This is a genomic window from Niabella pedocola (assembly GCF_021044425.1).
GTDB classification, from domain to species: domain Bacteria; phylum Bacteroidota; class Bacteroidia; order Chitinophagales; family Chitinophagaceae; genus Niabella; species Niabella pedocola.
On the sequence record NZ_JAJNEC010000002.1, the window covers coordinates 24,704 to 43,275 of the forward strand.

Annotated in this window: 10 protein-coding genes; 9 read left to right on the forward strand and 1 reads right to left on the reverse strand. The window is 46.6% G+C overall.

The annotated features are described in order from the left end of the window. Nucleotides 1–207 precede the first annotated feature (207 nt). Nucleotides 208–1,461 (forward strand): efflux RND transporter periplasmic adaptor subunit, encoded by a 1,254-nt coding sequence (locus tag LQ567_RS01035; protein ID WP_231002233.1) that lies wholly within the window; start codon nucleotides 208–210, stop codon nucleotides 1,459–1,461. Nucleotides 1,462–1,608: 147 nt separating this feature from the next. Here the strand turns inward: LQ567_RS01035 and LQ567_RS01040 are convergent, their stop codons facing one another. Then, a complete protein-coding gene (locus LQ567_RS01040) occupies nucleotides 1,609–1,956 on the reverse strand; it encodes a four helix bundle protein (RefSeq protein WP_231002234.1) in 348 nt (115 codons plus the stop codon). A gap of 177 nt (nucleotides 1,957–2,133) precedes the next feature. Between LQ567_RS01040 and LQ567_RS01045 the strand changes: the two genes are divergently transcribed. The 8 genes from LQ567_RS01045 to LQ567_RS01080 all read left to right on the forward strand — a co-directional run bounded on the left by LQ567_RS01045 (nucleotide 2,134) and on the right by LQ567_RS01080 (nucleotide 18,542). Next, nucleotides 2,134–2,811 (forward strand): ABC transporter ATP-binding protein, encoded by a 678-nt coding sequence (locus tag LQ567_RS01045; RefSeq protein WP_231002235.1) that lies wholly within the window; start codon nucleotides 2,134–2,136, stop codon nucleotides 2,809–2,811. 167 nt (nucleotides 2,812–2,978) lie between these two features. Beyond that, entirely contained in the window at nucleotides 2,979–4,397 is a 1,419-nt protein-coding gene (locus LQ567_RS01050; protein ID WP_231002236.1) for a S41 family peptidase, read from the forward strand. Between the two features lie 184 nt (nucleotides 4,398–4,581). Then, a complete protein-coding gene (locus LQ567_RS01055; protein ID WP_231002237.1) occupies nucleotides 4,582–6,954 on the forward strand; it encodes an ABC transporter permease in 2,373 nt (790 codons plus the stop codon). A gap of 213 nt (nucleotides 6,955–7,167) precedes the next feature. Next, nucleotides 7,168–9,540, forward strand: coding sequence for an ABC transporter permease (locus LQ567_RS01060; RefSeq protein ID WP_231002238.1), 2,373 nt, complete (start codon nucleotides 7,168–7,170; stop codon nucleotides 9,538–9,540). A 148-nt stretch (nucleotides 9,541–9,688) separates the two neighbouring features. Continuing rightward, nucleotides 9,689–12,085, forward strand: coding sequence for an ABC transporter permease (locus LQ567_RS01065; protein ID WP_231002239.1), 2,397 nt, complete (start codon nucleotides 9,689–9,691; stop codon nucleotides 12,083–12,085). A gap of 134 nt (nucleotides 12,086–12,219) precedes the next feature. Beyond that, complete coding sequence (locus tag LQ567_RS01070) at nucleotides 12,220–13,260, forward strand: DUF4097 family beta strand repeat-containing protein (protein WP_231002240.1); 1,041 nt, start codon at nucleotides 12,220–12,222, stop codon at nucleotides 13,258–13,260. A gap of 415 nt (nucleotides 13,261–13,675) precedes the next feature. Then, entirely contained in the window at nucleotides 13,676–16,060 is a 2,385-nt protein-coding gene (locus LQ567_RS01075; RefSeq protein WP_231002241.1) for an ABC transporter permease, read from the forward strand. A gap of 94 nt (nucleotides 16,061–16,154) precedes the next feature. Further along, on the forward strand, nucleotides 16,155–18,542 hold the full coding sequence (locus LQ567_RS01080) for an ABC transporter permease (protein WP_231002242.1): 2,388 nt from the start codon (nucleotides 16,155–16,157) through the stop codon (nucleotides 18,540–18,542). The last annotated feature ends 30 nt before the right edge of the window (nucleotides 18,543–18,572 follow it).

An 18,572-nucleotide genomic window follows, 5' to 3' on the forward strand; every position in this document is an offset into this window, starting at 1 on the left:
GTTGCCGACTGTATCAAAAGCGGACAGTGCTTGTGCGATAGCGGACAGAAAAATAAAGTTTCAATGGGTAATTGGTTTACTATCAATAGTTTGTTAAATTGGCATATTGTTAAAGGACAGATACTGCATGGATGCTTCCATTGAAGCGAAATAAGGAATGAATAAAAAGGAAACAGCTGAACGATTTTCACAACAAAAAAAGCAGCAGTGGATAGAGTTATAGAAAAAAAATTTTGGAACAGGAAGCGGATATGGACAATTGCCGGTATTACGGCCCTGGCATTGCTCATTGTGTTCAGTATTGTAATGGCCGGCGGCAAAAGCAAACTGAATGTAGACGCGGAGCGCATTACCGTAAGCGAAGTAAAGAAGGCTGCGTTTAAGGAGTATATACCTGTAAACGGAGTGGTATTGCCCATCAGCACGATTTACCTCGATGCCATGGAGGGCGGAAGAGTTGAAGAAAAATTTGTGGAAGACGGCGCTATGATGAAAAAGGGAGAACCGATATTGCGGCTTAGCAATACCGACCTGGAACTGAACCTGATTGGCCAGCAGTCTTCCGTATATACCACGCTGGCGCAGGTGCAGCTCGCAAAATCAACAGCACAGCAGAACACGGTAAACAACCTGAACCAGATGACCGATGCTGAAAGCCAGTTAAAGGAGGCAGAGCGCCTGTATAACCTGAATAAATATCTGTATGAAAACAAAGCGATCGGCGAACAGGAATTCCGGAAATCGGAGATTGATTATAATTACAAACTCAAAAAAAGAGACCTTGCAGAACGCATCACCAAGCAGGATGCTGAATCCAACCAGCTGCAAACCCGGCAGGCCGGTCAGTCCTTTAGTAATTCTCAAAAAGCATTAAGCCTGTACAGCCGGAAAGTGGGCGACCTGATATTGCGGGCGCCTGTAGATGGACAATTAACCTCGCTGGATGCGGAGATCGGTCAGTCGAAAAATAAGGGCGAACGGCTAGGACAGATTGATGTGTTAACCGGTTATAAAGTGCGGGTAGATATTGATGAACATTATATTTCGCGGGTTTTTAACGGCCTTACCGGCGATGTAACCGTGGCCGGAAAAAGCTATCAGCTGCGGGTTAAGAAAGTATATACGCAGGTAACCAACGGTCGCTTCCAGGTAGATATGGAGTTTGTAGGCGATGTGCCGAAGGATATCCGTCGCGGACAAACCCTGCAGATCAGCCTGGCATTGAGCGATGAAACCACCGCCGTATTGCTGGCCAAGGGCGGGTTTTATCAGCAAACCGGTGGCAACTGGGTGTTCAAGCTGAGTGATGATGGTAAAACCGCCTATAAAGCGGAGGTACAACTGGGCCGTCAGAACCCGGACTATTATGAAGTACTGAAAGGATTGAAACCCGGCGATAAGGTAGTAACCAGCAGTTATGAGAATTATGGGGAGATGCAGGAGCTGGTGTTGAAGAAGTGAGAAGCCAGATATCAGAATCCAGATGTCAGGGGCCAGAATCCAGAATCGAGATAGCAAATGCAGAACGTTCGCAGTTCTCATATCTGAAATCTCGATTCTGAAATCTCAAATCTCAAATCTGGATTCTGATATCCGGATGCTCGCCCCTCATAATTTCTTTGAATAGGCATGGATCATCTTTCTGACTTCAATAACTCTTAAGGAAAAGGAGGCAAAGTCGTCGACGGAAATAAATCCGATGTTTTTTGATAACAAAAGCTGATATTCCAATTCGCAAACGGACCCGGTGGCGATAGTTAGAAACCGTTTAAAATCTGGTTTTGTTGAGCGCCCGGAACCTTCTGCGATATTAGAGGGGACGGAAGCGGCCGCGCGGCGCATTTGTGAAATAAGGCCAAACAATTCGGCTTTAGGGAAGGACGAAGTTAGTTTATAAACGTCCAATGTGAGCATATGCGCTTTTTGCCACAAAATCAGATGTTGGTAGTTTAACATAGTAATTGTTTTTATAGGTGAAATATAAATATACAGTAAATATTCGTTCAACAACCATTCAGGTGATTGCCCCGGTTTTAACCCCGAATCTTAAATCGCGTCTGACATCTGAAGTCTCGAATCTCGAGTCTGACATCTCAAATCTGGAATCTCGAATCTCAAAACTCAATTCTATCAATGATTAAAATAACCAATCTCGAAAAAATCTACCGCACGGAAGAAGTGGAAACCGTTGCACTGAATGACCTGTCATTTGAAGTAAGGGACGGCGAGTTTGTAGCAGTGATGGGCCCTTCCGGCTGTGGTAAGTCTACATTGCTGAATATACTCGGGTTGCTGGATGACCCCGATGCCGGAAGCTTTTTGTTTAATGGCGTAGAGGTCGCCAAATTCAATGAGCGTAAGCGTGCCGATATGCGGAAAAAGAATATCGGGTTTGTCTTTCAAAGCTTCAACCTGATTGATGAACTGACCGTTTTTGAAAATGTGGAGCTGCCGCTGATGTATGCCGGCGTAAAAAAATCGGAGCGTAAAGCCCGGGTAGATGAAGTACTGGAAAAGGTACAGATCATGCACCGCCGCAATCACTTTCCCCAACAACTTTCGGGCGGGCAGCAGCAGCGTGTGGCCGTTGCAAGAGCCGTAGTGAATAAACCCAAATTGATCCTCGCGGATGAGCCAACCGGAAACCTGGACAGCAGCAACGGGAACGAGGTAATGCAGATGCTGACCGACCTGAACGAGGCTGGAACCACTATTGTAATGGTTACCCACAGTGAACATGATGCGCGCTACAGTCACCGCATCATCCGTATGCTGGACGGTCATACGGTTACGGAGAATATTCTGGTGTAGGAATCTGAGCCGGAAAAAAGAACGTCTATGGTGGATTGCCCATAGCTGATCTCCGGTCCCTGCTCAAAAGACATAACAAAATATAACAGAAACAGGACAAAGTTGTAACATTTTTCAATTTTATGGTACTATTAATAGGTAGTAGTCCACCTTTTTAAAATGATATAATGATAAAATGTTCTCGTACTTTCCTTCTGAGTTGCCTGTGCGCCTGTTTGAATCTGGTATTTTATTTTCAGGGGAATGCACAGATTGCCAATACCATTTCTGCCGCCGATAAAGTGTATGGCTTATCGAAGTTCTGGCAGGAGGTTAATTATAATTTTGTTTACCTCGATAAAGTCGACCGTAAAGCATGGGATAGCACCTATCGGGCGCTTATTTCCCAGGTTCAGGAAACAAAAAATGATTATGAGTATTACCGGTTGCTGGAAAAGTTCTGCGCTATGCTTAATGACGGGCATACCAATATTTTCCGGCCGCAAATAAAGGGGTTGTCGATCATGCAGAACGCGTTCGGTGATCACCTGGTGGTGGTGAAACGGGTTGAGGGCAAACCGATCATCGTGCGTTCCTGGAAGAAGGATCAGGCGGTGTTGCCGGTGGGAAGCGAGATCCTGGAAGTAAACGGCAGCTCCGCTGAGCAACATATAAGGGAGCATTTACTGCCCTATATTTCCAGCTCTACCGAATATGTAAAATGGAAAGGAGCTACGCACTGGATGCTGGCAGGAGCGCCCGGCACTGCTTTCAACATAAAAATAAAAAGGCCGGATGGCAGGCAGGCGGTCGTAAACCTGGTACATGCAACGGTAAGCGACAGTATTTATTATCCGCAACTGGGCGCCTATTATGATGAACAGAAAAGGGAATTACTGGAATTTAAGATGCTGAAGAGCGGCGTGGCTTACCTGGGATTGAATGCATTCTCCAACCGGAAGATCGATACATTGTTTGATGTGATCCTGCCGCAACTCTACCAGGCAAAGGCGTTGATCGTAGATCTTCGTTTCAATGGCGGGGGAAGCACCAATATCGGCACGTATATCCTGAAGTACCTGGTTCCCGGTGCGGTTTTGGCTGGTGCCCGGTATGCAACCAGGGAGCACCTGCCGGCGTTTAAAGCCTGGGGAAGTTATGTTACGGAAAAAGATACCATCGGCAATGCATGGAATAAAAAATCCCTGGAGGTATTTAAAGGGGTGTACACCTATCATTTTCCGTATGAGCCGGACTCCTTTGTGCTGAGTAAGCCGCGTATAGTGGTACCTACCGTAATCCTCACGGGGAACAATACGGCTTCTGCTGCGGAGGATTTCCTGATTGCTGCAGACAATCAGCAGCATATGATCCGTATGGGTGAGCCCAGTTTCGGAAGTACCGGTCAGCCCCTTGTTTTTGATATGCCCGGCGGAGGCTCAGCGCGGGTATGTACAAAAAAAGATACCTATCCGGATGGCCGGGAGTTTGTAGGGTATGGCATACAACCTCATATAACCGTGATCCCTTCCGTGGAGGATTACCTGTTGGGTAAGGATGTGGTAAAAGATGCGGCATTGGCCTACCTGTTGAAAAAGATACAATAATCCTTTCCGGGCAATGCGCTTTCCGGGCGGATATGGAATAGGGAATGCGATATTCGAAAATTTGACGGGCATACCGGTGCCAGATCTCCGAACGGAAACGAAACCGCTGATAGCTGAATTCTGAAGTCTGAAATCTGATAGCTGAAATCTGAAAGTTCATATCTTGAATCTTAAGTGTTAAAAGATGATCAAAAATTATTTCAAAACCGCATGGCGTAACCTGGTCCGGAATAAAGTGTATTCGCTGATCAATATCCTGGGCTTAAGTATCGGCATGGCTGCCTGCATCCTTATCCTGCTATGGGTGCAGAACCAGTTGAGCCATGACCGGTTTCATAAGAACCTGGACCGGATCTATATTGTCAACAACCGTGATATAGGCGATGGGGGGAAGTTTGCCTGGTCCTGGACCCCCAATATTATGGGGCCCACCTTAAAAAAAGATTATCCGGAAGTTGCCGATGCCGTGCGGTATGTAGAGGGTAATAATTTTCTGTTTACGGTAGGCGAAAAGAAAATGGTGCCCTCCGGTGCATTTGCCGATCCCGGGTTCCTGTCGGTATTTTCGTTTCCATTAATCAGCGGGGATGCAAAGAATGCACTGGCAGAAGTATCGAATATCGTGCTCACCGAAAAGCTGGCCCGGAGCCTGTTTGGTGCGGATGATCCCCTTGGGAAGATCGTTAAGATCGACAGTAACGCTCATTTTAAAGTAACCGGTGTTTTAAAAAACCTTCCGGATAATACGGCTTTTGATTTTGCCTACCTGCTTCCCTGGTCGTATAAAGATAAGCTGGGGTGGACGGATAGTGCCTGGGGCAATAATGGACTGAATACTTACGTAATGCTGAAGCCAGGCACCTCGCAGGCTACATTTGATCAGAAAATAAATAAGATCACTACCAATCATTTGCCGGGCGATCCGCTGTATAAAAACAGGGAAGTTTTTACGCAGCCGTTTAAGGATCAGTGGCTGTACTCCAAACAGGAAAATGGCCGGTATATCGGTGGCCGTATCGATATGGTACGGATGTTTACCGCAATTGCCACGCTTATCCTGATTATTGCCTGTATCAATTTTATGAACCTGAGCACCGCACGGAGCGAAAAGCGTGCAAAGGAAGTGGGCATCCGTAAAGTAGTGGGAGCGCAGAAAAAAGGGCTCATCTTCCAGTTTATCGGAGAAAGCGTATTATTGTCCGGTATTGCGTTTTTGTTTGCTCTGGCGATCGTCATCATTTTTCTCCCCGGATTCAGTACACTGGTCGATCAGCAATTGCACCTGCCGTTTACAGATCCGCTGTTTTGGATGAGTGCTGTAACGTTTATACTGGTTAGCGGCTTGCTGGCCGGTAGTTATCCTGCCTTTTATTTATCGGCATTCAATCCCGTAAAAGTATTGAAGGGATTTTTTAAATCATCTACAGCAGCGGTAAATCCCCGGAAGGTCCTTGTGGTGATCCAGTTCACCTTTGCGGTGTTACTGATCATTTCCACTTTTATCGTAATGCAGCAGATCAAACATGCACAGGCACGCGACAATGGGTACAATGCGCAGCACCTGGTTTTTGTAAAGATGAACGGCGCAATTGAAAATAACTATAGCCTGATCCGGAACGAATTGATCAACCGCGGAGCCGTTGTTTCTGTTACTAAATCCATGAGCCCGATCACAGAGCGCTACAGTGATAGCTGGAATTTTTCCTGGACGGGCAGTACGGAGGAAGATAAGAAAACCGACTTTGTGCGGATGGCCTCTGATGCGGATTTCGTAAAAACCCTGGGCACAAAGCTGGTCATGGGCCGCGACATTGATATTTTTAAATACCCCTCAGATTCCAACGCTATTTTATTGAATGAAACTGCAGCAAAAATGATGCACCTGAAGGATCCGCTGAACGCAATATTGAAGGCAGATGATATCGAATGGAGGGTAGTAGGTGTGGTTAAAGATTTTATTTACCAGTCGCCCTATGAAAAAGTACAGCAGCTGATCGTTTTTGGACCTAAGTCCTGGTTCAATACCATGCACTTCAAACTCAACCCCGCAAATACCACCCGGCAGAACCTGGATATTGTGGCTGCGATTTTTAAACAGTTTAACCCGGAGTATCCGTTTGATTACAAATTTGTAGATGCGGAATATGCCCGGAAATTTAAAGAAGAGCAGAAAACCGGAACAATGGCGGCATTGTTTGCGGGGTTGACGATCTTTATTTCCTGTTTGGGTTTATTTGCGCTGTCTACTTATATGGCAGAAACAAGGATCAAAGAAATTGGTGTGCGTAAAGTGCTGGGGGCTTCCATTTTTAATATTACTTCTTTATTGTCAGGCTCCTTTTTAAAACTGGTTATTATTTCCTGTGTGGTGGCATCACCCATTGCCTGGTTTGTGATGCACAACTGGCTTAAAAATTATCAATACCGTATTTCGATCGGATGGCCGGTATTTGCGGGAACCGCTTTGCTGGTTATGGTTATTGCACTGGTTACGATCAGCTTCCAGTCGGTAAAAGCCGCCCTGTCTAACCCGGTAAAGGCGTTGCGCAGTGAGTGATTGGAACATTTGAGCATGCGGATAGGTGAAAATTGGATGATGTGAAAATGGAACCAGCGCCAGATCTCCGAACGCAAACGAAACCGCTGACAGCTAATAGCTGAAGTCTGAAGTCTCAAACCTGAAATCTGAAGTCTGAAATCTGAAGTCTGAAATCTGATAGCTGAAGTCTGAAATCTGAAAGCCCATATCTCAAATCTTAAGCTTAAAAAGATGATCAAAAATTATTTCAAAACCGCATGGCGTAACCTGGTCCGGAATAAGGTGTATTCGCTGATCAATATCCTGGGCTTAAGTATCGGCATGGCAGCCTGCATCCTCATCCTGCTATGGGTGCAGAACCAGCTGAGCCATGACCGGTTTCATAAGAACCTGGACCGGATCCAGGTGATGAATAACCGCGATATAAATGACGGGGTGAAATTTGCCTGGTCCTGGACCCCCAATATTATGGGCCCTACCTTAAAAAAAGATTATCCGGAAGTTGCCGATGCAGTACGGTATGCTGAAGGGAATCATTTTCTATTTACGGTGGACGAAAAGAAACTGGTGCCTTCCGGGGCGTTTGCCGATCCTGCTTTTCTTTCTGTATTTACATTTCCTTTATTAAAGGGCGATGCAAGGGATGCACTAAAGGAGGTAAATAATATCGTGCTGACGGAGCAACTGGCCCGGAGCTTGTTTGGATCGGATGATCCCATTGGGAAGATCGTAAAGATTGACAGTATCGATCATTTTAAAGTAACCGGTGTTTTAAAAAACCTGCCGGATAATACGGCTTTTGATTTTTCTTACCTGCTACCCTGGTCGTATAAAGATAAGCTGGGGTGGACGGATAGTGCCTGGGGTAATAATGGGGTGCACACCTATGTAATGTTGAAGGAAGGCGCTTCAAAAACAGCTTTTGATCAAAAAGTAAACAAGATTACCACCAATCATTTGCCGGGCGATCCGCTGTATAAGAGCCGGGAGGTTTTTACGCAGCCGTTTAAGGATCAGTGGTTGTACTCCAAACAGGAAAATGGCCGGTACACGGGTGGCCGTATTGATATGGTACGGATGTTTACCGCAATCGCCACGCTTATCCTCATCATCGCCTGTATCAATTTTATGAACCTGAGCACCGCCCGGAGTGGGAAGCGTGCAAAGGAAGTGGGCGTTCGTAAAGTGGTAGGCGCTCAGAAAAAAGGATTGATTGTTCAGTTTATCGGCGAGAGTGTATTGCTGTCTGCGATTGCGTTCCTGCTGGCCTTAATAATTGTAATGATCAGTCTCCCGGAGTTTAGCACATTGGTCGATCAGCAACTGCACCTGCCGTTTAGCAGTCCTTTGTTCTGGATATATGCGCTTGTTTTTATCCTGTTTAGCGGAGTGCTGGCCGGTAGTTATCCTGCCTTTTATTTGTCGGCCTTTAATCCTGTAAAAGTATTAAAGGGCTTTTTCAAATCGTCTGCTGTTTCGGTAAATCCCCGGAAGATCCTTGTGGTGATCCAGTTCACCGTTGCGGTGTTACTGATCATTTCCACTTTTATCGTAATGCAGCAGATCAAACATGCGCAGACGCGCGACAATGGATACGACGCACGGAACCTGGTTTTTGTGCATATGAACGGCGCAATTGAACAATACTACAGCCTGATCCGGAATGAATTGATCAGCCGGGGGGCTGCTGCCGCCGTTACCAAATCCATGAGTCCTGTTACGGAGCGCTACAGTGATAGCTGGAACATTTCGTGGACGGGTAAAACGGCAGAAGATAAAAAGGTCAACTTTGTGCGAATGGCTTCTGATGCGGATTTTGTAAAAACCCTGGGTACAAAGCTGGCAATGGGCCGTGATATTGATATTTATAAATACCCCGGTGATTCCAATGCCGTTCTCCTGAATGAAACTGCAGCCAGGATGATGCACCTGAGGGATCCGCTGACAGCGGTGTTGAAGGCGGATGGTATCGAATGGCGGGTGGTAGGTGTTGTAAAAGATTTTATATACCAGTCCCCCTACGAAAAGGTACAGCAGCTGATCGTTTTTGGCCCCCGGTCCCGGTTCAATACCCTTCATATTAAACTCAACCCCGTAAATACTACCCGGCAGAACCTGGATATTATGGCCGCGATTTTTAAACAGTTTAACCCGGAATATCCGTTTGATTACAAATTTGTGGATGCGGAATATGCCCGGAAATTTAAGGAAGAGCAAAAAACCGGCACAATGGCGGCATTGTTTGCAGGGTTAACGATCTTCATCTCCTGTTTGGGTTTATTTGCACTGTCGGCCTATATGGCGGAAACACGCATTAAGGAGGTAGGTGTGCGTAAAGTATTGGGCGCTTCTGTTTTTAATATTACTTCTTTATTATCGGGCTCCTTTTTAAAACTCGTTATTATTTCCTGCGTGGTAGCATCGCCCATTGCCTGGTTTGTGATGAATAACTGGCTTAAAAATTATGAATACCGTATTTCGATCGGGTGGCCGGTGTTTGCCGGAACGGGCCTGCTGGTAATGATCATTGCATTGGCTACGATCAGTTTCCAGTCGGTAAGTGCCGCCCTGGCCAACCCGGTAAAGGCATTGCGGTCGGAATAGGCAGGACAGGTTTAACCGTTGAAATCTGTCAGAACTACACGCAGATCGCTCAAATCTCATATCTCATATCTCAATTCTCAATTCTCATATCTCAATTCTCGAATCTCGTTTCTCAAATCTCAAATTCCGAACCCCAAATTGCAACACCATGATCCGAATGTATATAAAAACGATGTTCCGGAACCTTTGGAAAAACAAAACGTTCTCCTTCATTAATATTATGGGGCTTTCCGTTGGCCTTACCAGTTGTTTGCTCATTGCGGTATACATAAAGCAGCAGCTGGATTTTGATGCGTTCCAGGAGAAGGGTAACCGCATCGCCCGCGTGCTTATGGAATATAGCTTTGAGGGCAGCACCGTATCCAACAAGGGCAATTACACAAGCGTTCGGGTGCCATTGGTATTGAAAAATAATTTTCCGGAGGTCGAAGATGCCGTGATCCTGGCACAAACGAAACGGATCGTTCAAACAGGCGCGAATCTGATTACGGAGAACCGGTTTATGTATGCCGGCACTTCCTTCTTTAAGATGTTTAGTTTTAAAATGCTGAAAGGTGATGCGGGCACCGCGCTGGCGGCTCCGTTCCAGGTATTATTAACGGCATCTACGGCAAAAAAATATTTTGGTCATACCGATCCGGTGGGGAAAACGCTGCGGCTTACCGGCGACAGTAATCTGTACCGTGTTACGGGTGTGGTGGCCGATTGCCCGGCCGCTTCGCAGATCCAGTTTGATTTTTTGGCCTCGTTTTCTTCGCTGGGAATCAGCAAGGAACATGAGGAAAGCTATTGGGATGCAAACTATACTACTTATGTACTGTTGCGGAACCGGGAAGCATTAACAACGCTGCAGGCCAAACTTCCTGCATTTATGAAGGAAGAAATGGAAGGCAAGCACGCAACGGTAAATTTTGATCTGGAGCCGTTTCGTAAGGTGCATCTGTATTCCGGGTATGATGCGTTCCTGCCCAACGTTCCCATCCGCTATATTTATATCCTGGCCGGTGTGGCTGCATTAATTTTGGTGATTGCCTGTTTTACCTATATTAATTTAAGTACAGCAAGGTCTGCCGAACGGGCAAAGGAAGTGGGTATACGAAAAGTAGCCGGTGCCAATAAAGGTCAGCTCTTCTGGCAGTTTATCGGGGAATCGGCGCTTTTGTGTTTTATTGCCGTATTTGTTGGTATGGCGGCCGGTGCCTTGCTGCTTCCGGCATTCAGCCGTTTGATCGGTCAGCCGGTTGCTGTAGCCTCCCTGTTTTCATTACCCATATTGGGTGTTGCTGCGGGTATCATTTTATTGGTAAGCTTTACCGCAGGATGTTATCCGGCCCTGGTGCTATCGGCTTTTCAGCCGGTGAAGGTATTGAAAGGCGCGTTTAAGCATGCCGGGCAGGGGCAGCGGCTTCGGAGGGCATTGATCATTTTTCAGTTTATTATTTCGGTTTTTCTGATTGTTTCCACCTGTATCATACAACAGCAATTATATTATATCCGGCACAAAAAACTGGGATACGACCGGGAGCATATTGTAAAGCTGCCGATTCCGTTTACGGTTGAAAATACCGATCTGATCAAGTCGGAATTTAAACAGGACGCCGGCGTATTGCAGGTGGCACGTACCAATAATACACCGGTGAATATGGTTAGCGGCTACAACATGCGCACACCGGACATGCCGGAAAATGCCCAGATTGCAGTAACGGCCAACCCGATCGATAATGAGGTATTACCGGCCATCGGGTTGCAGTTAGCGGCGGGTGCCAATCTTACAGAACAGGATATTATCGATGCAAATGGGAATGGCGGAGCTAATGAACGGCTGTATCATTTTATTTTGAACGAATCGGCTGCAAGGCAGTTGGGATGGACCCCGCAGGAAGCCATCGGTAAGAAAATGTTCCTGGACGAGTCCCGCCCCGGGTATGTACGCGGTGTGGTAAAAGACTTTAATTTTCAGTCCCTGCAGCATTCTATAAAGCCCATCGTGCTTTTTTCCAGTACTTACGGAGGAACATTGTTGATCAAGATAAGCGGGGCACATATGCCTCAAACCATTGCTTTTTTACAGTCGAAATGGAAACAACTGATGCCCGACCGGCCTTTTGAATATCGCTTCCTGGATGATGAGTACAATGATCTTTATGAAAATGAGCTGCGGTTTGGAAAACTAATGAACGTGTTTGCGGCGATCGCTATTTTTTTAGCCTGTGCCGGGTTATTCGGCCTCTCTGTTTATACGGCACAACAACGGATCAAAGAAATCGGCGTGCGCAAGGTGCTGGGGGCTGCAACGGGTAGTATCATATTCCTGTTATCCAGGGATTTTATAAAACTGGCGCTTATTGCATCTATGATCGCATTTCCTTTTGCGTGGTGGTTTATGCGGAGCTGGCTGCAGCACTATGAATACCGCATTGCGATGAGCGGCTGGGTGTTTGCCGCTGCGGCGCTGGCAACCCTGCTGATAGCACTGGTAACGGTAAGTGTTCAGGCCACCAGGGCCGCCTTGTCTAACCCGGTAAAGGCACTACGGTCGGAATAGCCGGTTTCAGATGTCAGATATCAGATGTCAGATATCTGACATCTGAAGTCTCGAATCTGAACCCTGTAACATTTCCCCGATATCTGCGATTAACTATTATACACCAACCATTCTTACGAAACAAAAATGATAGCATGAAAAAGAACTTTTTAGTATTACTGCTGCTGCTTGGAGCCTTCTGTTCCAACGCGCAACGGAATTCCGGTGCGGCACCGTACCTTACAAAGCCCTTTGGTACTACCTCCATAAAAGAAGTAAGGGCCGAAACCGCGGGCGGGTCTATATCCGTTGAGGGCGGAAAAACTTCCGGCCTGGTGGAAGTATATGTAGAACCGTCTAACGGCGGCCTGCGAAAGAAAATGTCGGACCAGGATATTAAATCGGTACTGGAGCAGTACTATGATCTGGAGGTGAGCACTTCCGGCAATGTGCTGGTGGCAAAGGCCTCCAGGAAAGATCGTAACTGGAGTGAGAAAACGGCCCTGTCGATTTCTTTTAAGATCTATACCGGAACCGATGTACGTACGGATTTAAAAACCAGTGGGGGAAGTATCCGCCTCCAGGGGCTGAAGGGTGATCAGTTTTTTAAAACCAGCGGCGGCAGCCTGCTTGTGCGGGATGTTTCCGGCAAAATTACCGGCAAAACATCCGGCGGCAGTATTGATGTGTCGGATGCACGGGAGGAAATTGATCTTGCAACCAGCGGCGGCTCTATTAAGGCCGACCATCTGACGGGTCGGATCCGGCTGAAGACTTCGGGTGGCTCGCTGACCTTATCGGATCTTTCCGGCAATGTGGAGGCGCGTACCAGCGGGGGATCGATCACGGCATCGGGTATTAAAGGCGATCTGTTTACCAGTACCTCCGGCGGCAGCGTTACCCTGAAAGGTATTGATGGTAACCTGGATGCCAGTACCTCCGGCGGCCGGATCCGGGCGGAACTGGTAGGCACAAAGGATTTTGTAAAACTACATACGTCTGCCGGCGGTGTAAACGTAGATATGCCACGTACAGACAATGCGCAGTTTAATCTGAGCGGGAGTAAAGTAAACGTAAGCCAGTTGGGCAATTTCAACGGTTCCATTGAAAAAAACCGTGTAAAGGGAAAGATCGGATCGGGAAAATTGCTTGTTGAGGTAACGGCTTCCAGCGGTAATGTTGATGTGCATATGTAACACCTTAGCATCCTTATAAAGCGCCGGCTGCATGGTTGTCGCGTACAAACGTCATTCTGTTTTTCCGGAATGACGTTTGTGTTTTGAAATAACACAAATCGGGCAACATCCCGGAGTGCTGCCCGGAAGGAATGCGCCCTTTTACAGGATACCTGCAGGGGCTGGTCCGCCAATGCAGGAGATGTCGTTCAAAGGTGTACCAAAACCGGACAGTTTTATGTTTTGAAAACGTACAGCTGGAGGCTTGGTTCTTTTATTAACCTGTTGATTATTAATTTTTTAAATTTACGGCATCATCGTTGGGTAACAATGTGTGTTGTGTATAGCAGCTGGTTATAAAATTGCATGGGGCAGCCGTATGGTCAGAAACGATATTAAAATTGCGTAGGCCGTTAAAAACAAGGAACAAACAACAATGATCAAAAACTACATCAGAGCCGCCTGGAGAAATCTGTTAAAGAGCAAGGTATTTGCGGTTACAAATATCATCGGGCTTTCGATGGGCATGGCCGTTACCATATTGATTGCCGTATGGATCTGGAATGAATGGTCTTATAATAAGCAGATATCGAACTATAAAAGCATTGCCCGGGTGATGCAGCACAAAACCAATAAAGGGATGATTCAAACCGGAATGACTACGCCGTATCCCTTAGGCGAAGCGCTCCGGCAGGAGTATGGCAGCCTTTTTAAGGAGGTGGCAGTGGGCACGGCCATCTTCGGTCATTCGGTTAAAACCGGCGATAAGCAGCTCAACCTGGATGGTGGTTTTTTTGAACCCGGATTGGGAAGATTACTGGGGTTGAAAATGATCGACGGTGTACAAAACGGTCTTGATGATATCAACAGTATCATGCTGGCGGCATCTGCTGCCCGGTCGTTTTTTGGTACGACTGCTGCAGTTGGTAAAACAATAACACTGGATAATGACCTGGTGGTAAAGGTGACGGGCGTGTATGAGGATCTTTCAAAGAATTCCGATTTCGGGGACTTGCTGTTTATGGCACCCTGGAAACTCTTCCTGCGCCAAACAGATTGGATCCGTACGGCCGAAGACCCCTGGCGCCCCAACGCATTCATAACATATGTGCAACTCAACAGCGGCCAGGATGCCCGGCAGGTATCCGGGGTGATAAAGGATGTACGGTTGAAGCATGTGAACGAGCGGCTGGCACTCCAGAAGCCGGAGCTGTTTTTACAACCCATGGAGCAATGGTATCTCTATGATACATTTAAAAATGGCGTGAATACGGGTGGACGCATTCAATATGTGTGGATGTTTGGCATCATTGGTGTTTTTGTATTATTGCTCGCCTGTATCAACTTTATGAACCTCAGTACGGCACGCAGTATAAAAAGAGCAAGAGAAGTAGGGATCCGTAAAACGATCGGATCACGCCGTGGGCAACTGATCGTGCAGTTCTTTTGCGAGTCACTGTTATATGCCGTACTGGCATTTGCAGTAAGCCTGGTATTAGTGTCCCTGGCCATGCCCCTGTTTAATACGGTTGCCGGCAAGGAGATGCCTTCGGTTTGGAAAGAGCCGCTGTTTTGGACCGGTGCTGTGTTTTTCTGTTTATTTACAGGATTGCTGGCCGGTATTTATCCGGCCTTGTACCTGTCTTCCTTCCGCCCGGTGAAGGTGCTGAAGGGAACATTTAAAGCCGGCCGGTTTTCCGGAATGCAGCGCCAGGTACTGGTGGTGGTACAGTTTGCCATATCCATCGTACTGATTATCGGAACCATTGTTGTGTTCAACCAGATCCGGTTTACAAAAGACCGCCCGATCGGGTACAACCGGAACGGGCTGGTGGTAATGGATGTAAACACCAACGGGGTCCATGATCACTTTAACGTGATCCGCAAACAGCTGCAGGAGCAGGGAAGTATCCTGTCCATAGCGGAAACGAATGGATCCGTCAGCGGCGATTTTTCAACCACCACGGGTATTGACTGGCCCGGGAAAGAAGAAGGCACCAGTGCCGAGTTCCCCTTTGTAGGCGTAAGTCATGACTTTGGAGCAACCATTAACTGGCAGGTGGTAGCGGGGCGCGACTTTTCGAGGGATTTTCCTTCCGACTCAACAGGAGTGATCCTTAACGAAGCTGCTGTAAAATACATGGGGCTTAAACAGCCGGTGGGTACCATTATTTACGCCGATAAAACACCTATAACGATTGTGGGCGTGGTGAAGAACATCGTTATGGAATCGCCGTATGCATCCGAACGGCCCGCCCTTTTTTATTTTGACAAAAACGTTTCCGGTTTCCTGATGGTCCGCGTCAACCCGGCCGTAAGTGCCGCGGCGGCCATTAAGCAGTTGCAGGAAATGTATAAAACCTATGCCCCGGATCAGCCCTTTCATTATGAGTTTGTAGATGACGCCTTTAACAAGAAATTTGGCGATGAGGAGCGGTTGGGCATCCTTGGAGGCGGATTTGCGTTGCTGGCGATCTTCATCAGCTGTTTGGGATTATTTGGGATGGCCTCTTTTATGGCAGAACAGCGGGTTAAGGAGATTGGTGTACGAAAGGTATTGGGCGCTTCGGTATTGGGGCTTTGGAAATTATTATCGCAGGATTTTATGCGTCTCATCTTGCTGGCTTTGCTGATTGCCATACCGGCGGGTTGGTATTGCATGCACACCTGGCTGCAACACTATAGTTACCGGGTTGCGATATCCTGGCCGGTTTTTGTAATGGCAGCATCCGGTGCTATTTTGATCGCTTTGATCACTGTAAGCTTCCAGGCAATAAAAGCGGCAATGGCCAACCCCGTACGGTCGCTGCGTTCGGAGTAGGGAGTAGGTAATAGTGAAGGGTGAACAGGTAATAGCTGTAGGGAATAGAAGGTTATAGATAATACTTCTCACCCGATACTTAAACATAAAAACAATGATCAAAAATTATATAAGGACGGCCTGGAGGGGACTTGTGCGCAACAAGGCCTTTTCACTGATTAATGTGCTTGGGCTTTCGGTTGGAATGACGGCTTGCTTTATTATCTATATGTATATTGGTTTTGAGCGCAGTTATGATACCTTCCATACCGGGGCTGACCGTATTTACAAGGTTGTTGCCGATGTAAAAACACCCACGGAAACGATCACCACCCAGGGGGTTACATCGGCGCCCGTTGCCATAAACTTGAAACAGGACTTTCCGGAAGTAGAAAAAGCCGTACGTTTTGCCGGCGACGGCTTTCTATTACGCAAAGGGGATGTGTTTTTCCAGGAAAAAAAATCAGTGCTTGCAGACTCTACGCTATTCGATGTATTTGATTTTCCATTGGTGTCTGGCAATAAAAAGACGGCGTTGAAGGAGCCGATGAGCATTGTTCTCTCACAAACAACGGCAAAAAAATATTTTGGAAATACAAACCCTCTCGGGCAACAGGTGTTGTTGACCGGCGCGGCCATTAATGCCACGATCACGGGAGTAATGAAAGATATTCCCGAAAATTCCCAGATACAGGCGGATTTGTTTGTGTCAATGTCTTCCTATCGCCAGATCTATGGTATTCCAACGGCCGACAGCGAGTGGACCAACCATGCATTTTACACATATATACTGCTGAAACCAGGTGCAGATGCAAAAAAACTTGCCTCAAAATTTCCGGCATTTATGGAGTATCATCATGGAAGGCAGGCCAGGGAGTTGCAAATGCAGGATTATTTAAGTCTTGAACCGCTGCGCGATGTCTACCTCAGGTCAAAGCGAGATGGCTTTGTATCGGGAAGTATTAATAATGTATATATTTTTTCAGTTATCGCTGTTTTTATCCTGCTGATCGCCTGTGTGAATTTTATAAATCTGACTACAGCACGTAGTGCAGAACGTGCAAAGGAAGTAGGCGTGCGTAAAGTAATAGGAGCAGCGCGCTTTCAGCTGGCCGGTCAGTTTATTGGTGAGTCTGTTATGATTGCCCTGATGGCCTTTGCGGTTTCTGTGTTTTTGTTGTTCATGCTGATCCCCGTGTTCAATCAGCTTGCCGGCAAAATCATTGCTCCTGGTATTTTCCATAACCCGCTGCATGTGTTGGAATTGTTTGTGTTGTCTCTTGTCGTTGGTGTTATCGCCGGTATCTATCCATCATTCGTTTTGTCGTCCTTTAAACCGGTAAATGTACTGAGGGGATACCTGGTGACCGGTACCCAACGACTCCTGTTAAGAAAAGGATTGGTGGTTTTTCAGTTTGCGATATCCATTGTGTTAATGGTGGGTACCATCGTGGTAGCCGCGCAGCTGAAGTATATGCGTAGCCAGGACCTGGGGTTTAACAAAGCACATACCCTGTTTATAAATACCAATTTTGATAAAAATAAAAACCTGTTTAAACAATCTCTTTCGGGTATCCCCGGGGTGTTGTCCTCCTGTTATTCTGCATTTATCCCGGGGGGAGGAAATACCTCAGCCTATTCTGAACTGGAAAATAAGAATGGCGAAATGCAGAAAACCAATATGGATCTTTACTTTGTTGATTTTGATTATATTCATCAATATCAGCTGGAACTGGTGGCAGGGCGCGGATTTTCACCGGCCTTCAAAACCGACAGTATGCAGGCGATGGTGATCAATGAAACAGCCGTCCGGTCTCTGGGTTATACCACTCCCAAAGATGCCGTTGGCAAAAAATATAGTCAATGGGGGAGCAAAGGAAAAATAATCGGTGTGGTTAAAGATTTCCACTTTCAATCGCTGCTACAGCCCGTAAAACCGTTAACAATGCGCTACGATCCCGGTACGTTTACGATGATCTCCATAAAACTTTCTTCAAAAAATCTTCCCGAAACGATAAATAACATTGAACAGCACTGGAGGCAGATTGTTCCCAACCGTCCATTTGAGTATGCCTTTTTAGATACGTTTTTTGATGAACAATATCATGCAGAAGACCGGTTCAGTAATTTGTTTTTCAATTTTGCAATACTTGCCATTTTTATTTCATGCCTGGGTTTGTTGGGGCTTTCGCTATACAGCACCCTTCAGCGTACAAAAGAAGTAGGCGTTCGAAAAGTTTTAGGCGCCCGGGCTACCAATATTGTGATGCTGTTATCTTCGGGATTCTTAAAGCTGGTATTGATTGCTTTTCTTATTGCATTACCCGTCGCTTGGCTGGGTATGAATAAATGGCTGGATGGCTTCGCATATCATATTCATATAACCTGGTGGATGTTTGCTGTGGCTGGGTTAACAGCAGTATTAGTTGCGTTTTTTACAATCAGTATTCAGGCGCTGAAAGCAGCCTTGGCCAACCCCGTACGGTCGCTGCGTTCAGAGTAGGAATGGTGCATGATAGCAAATGCGAAAGAT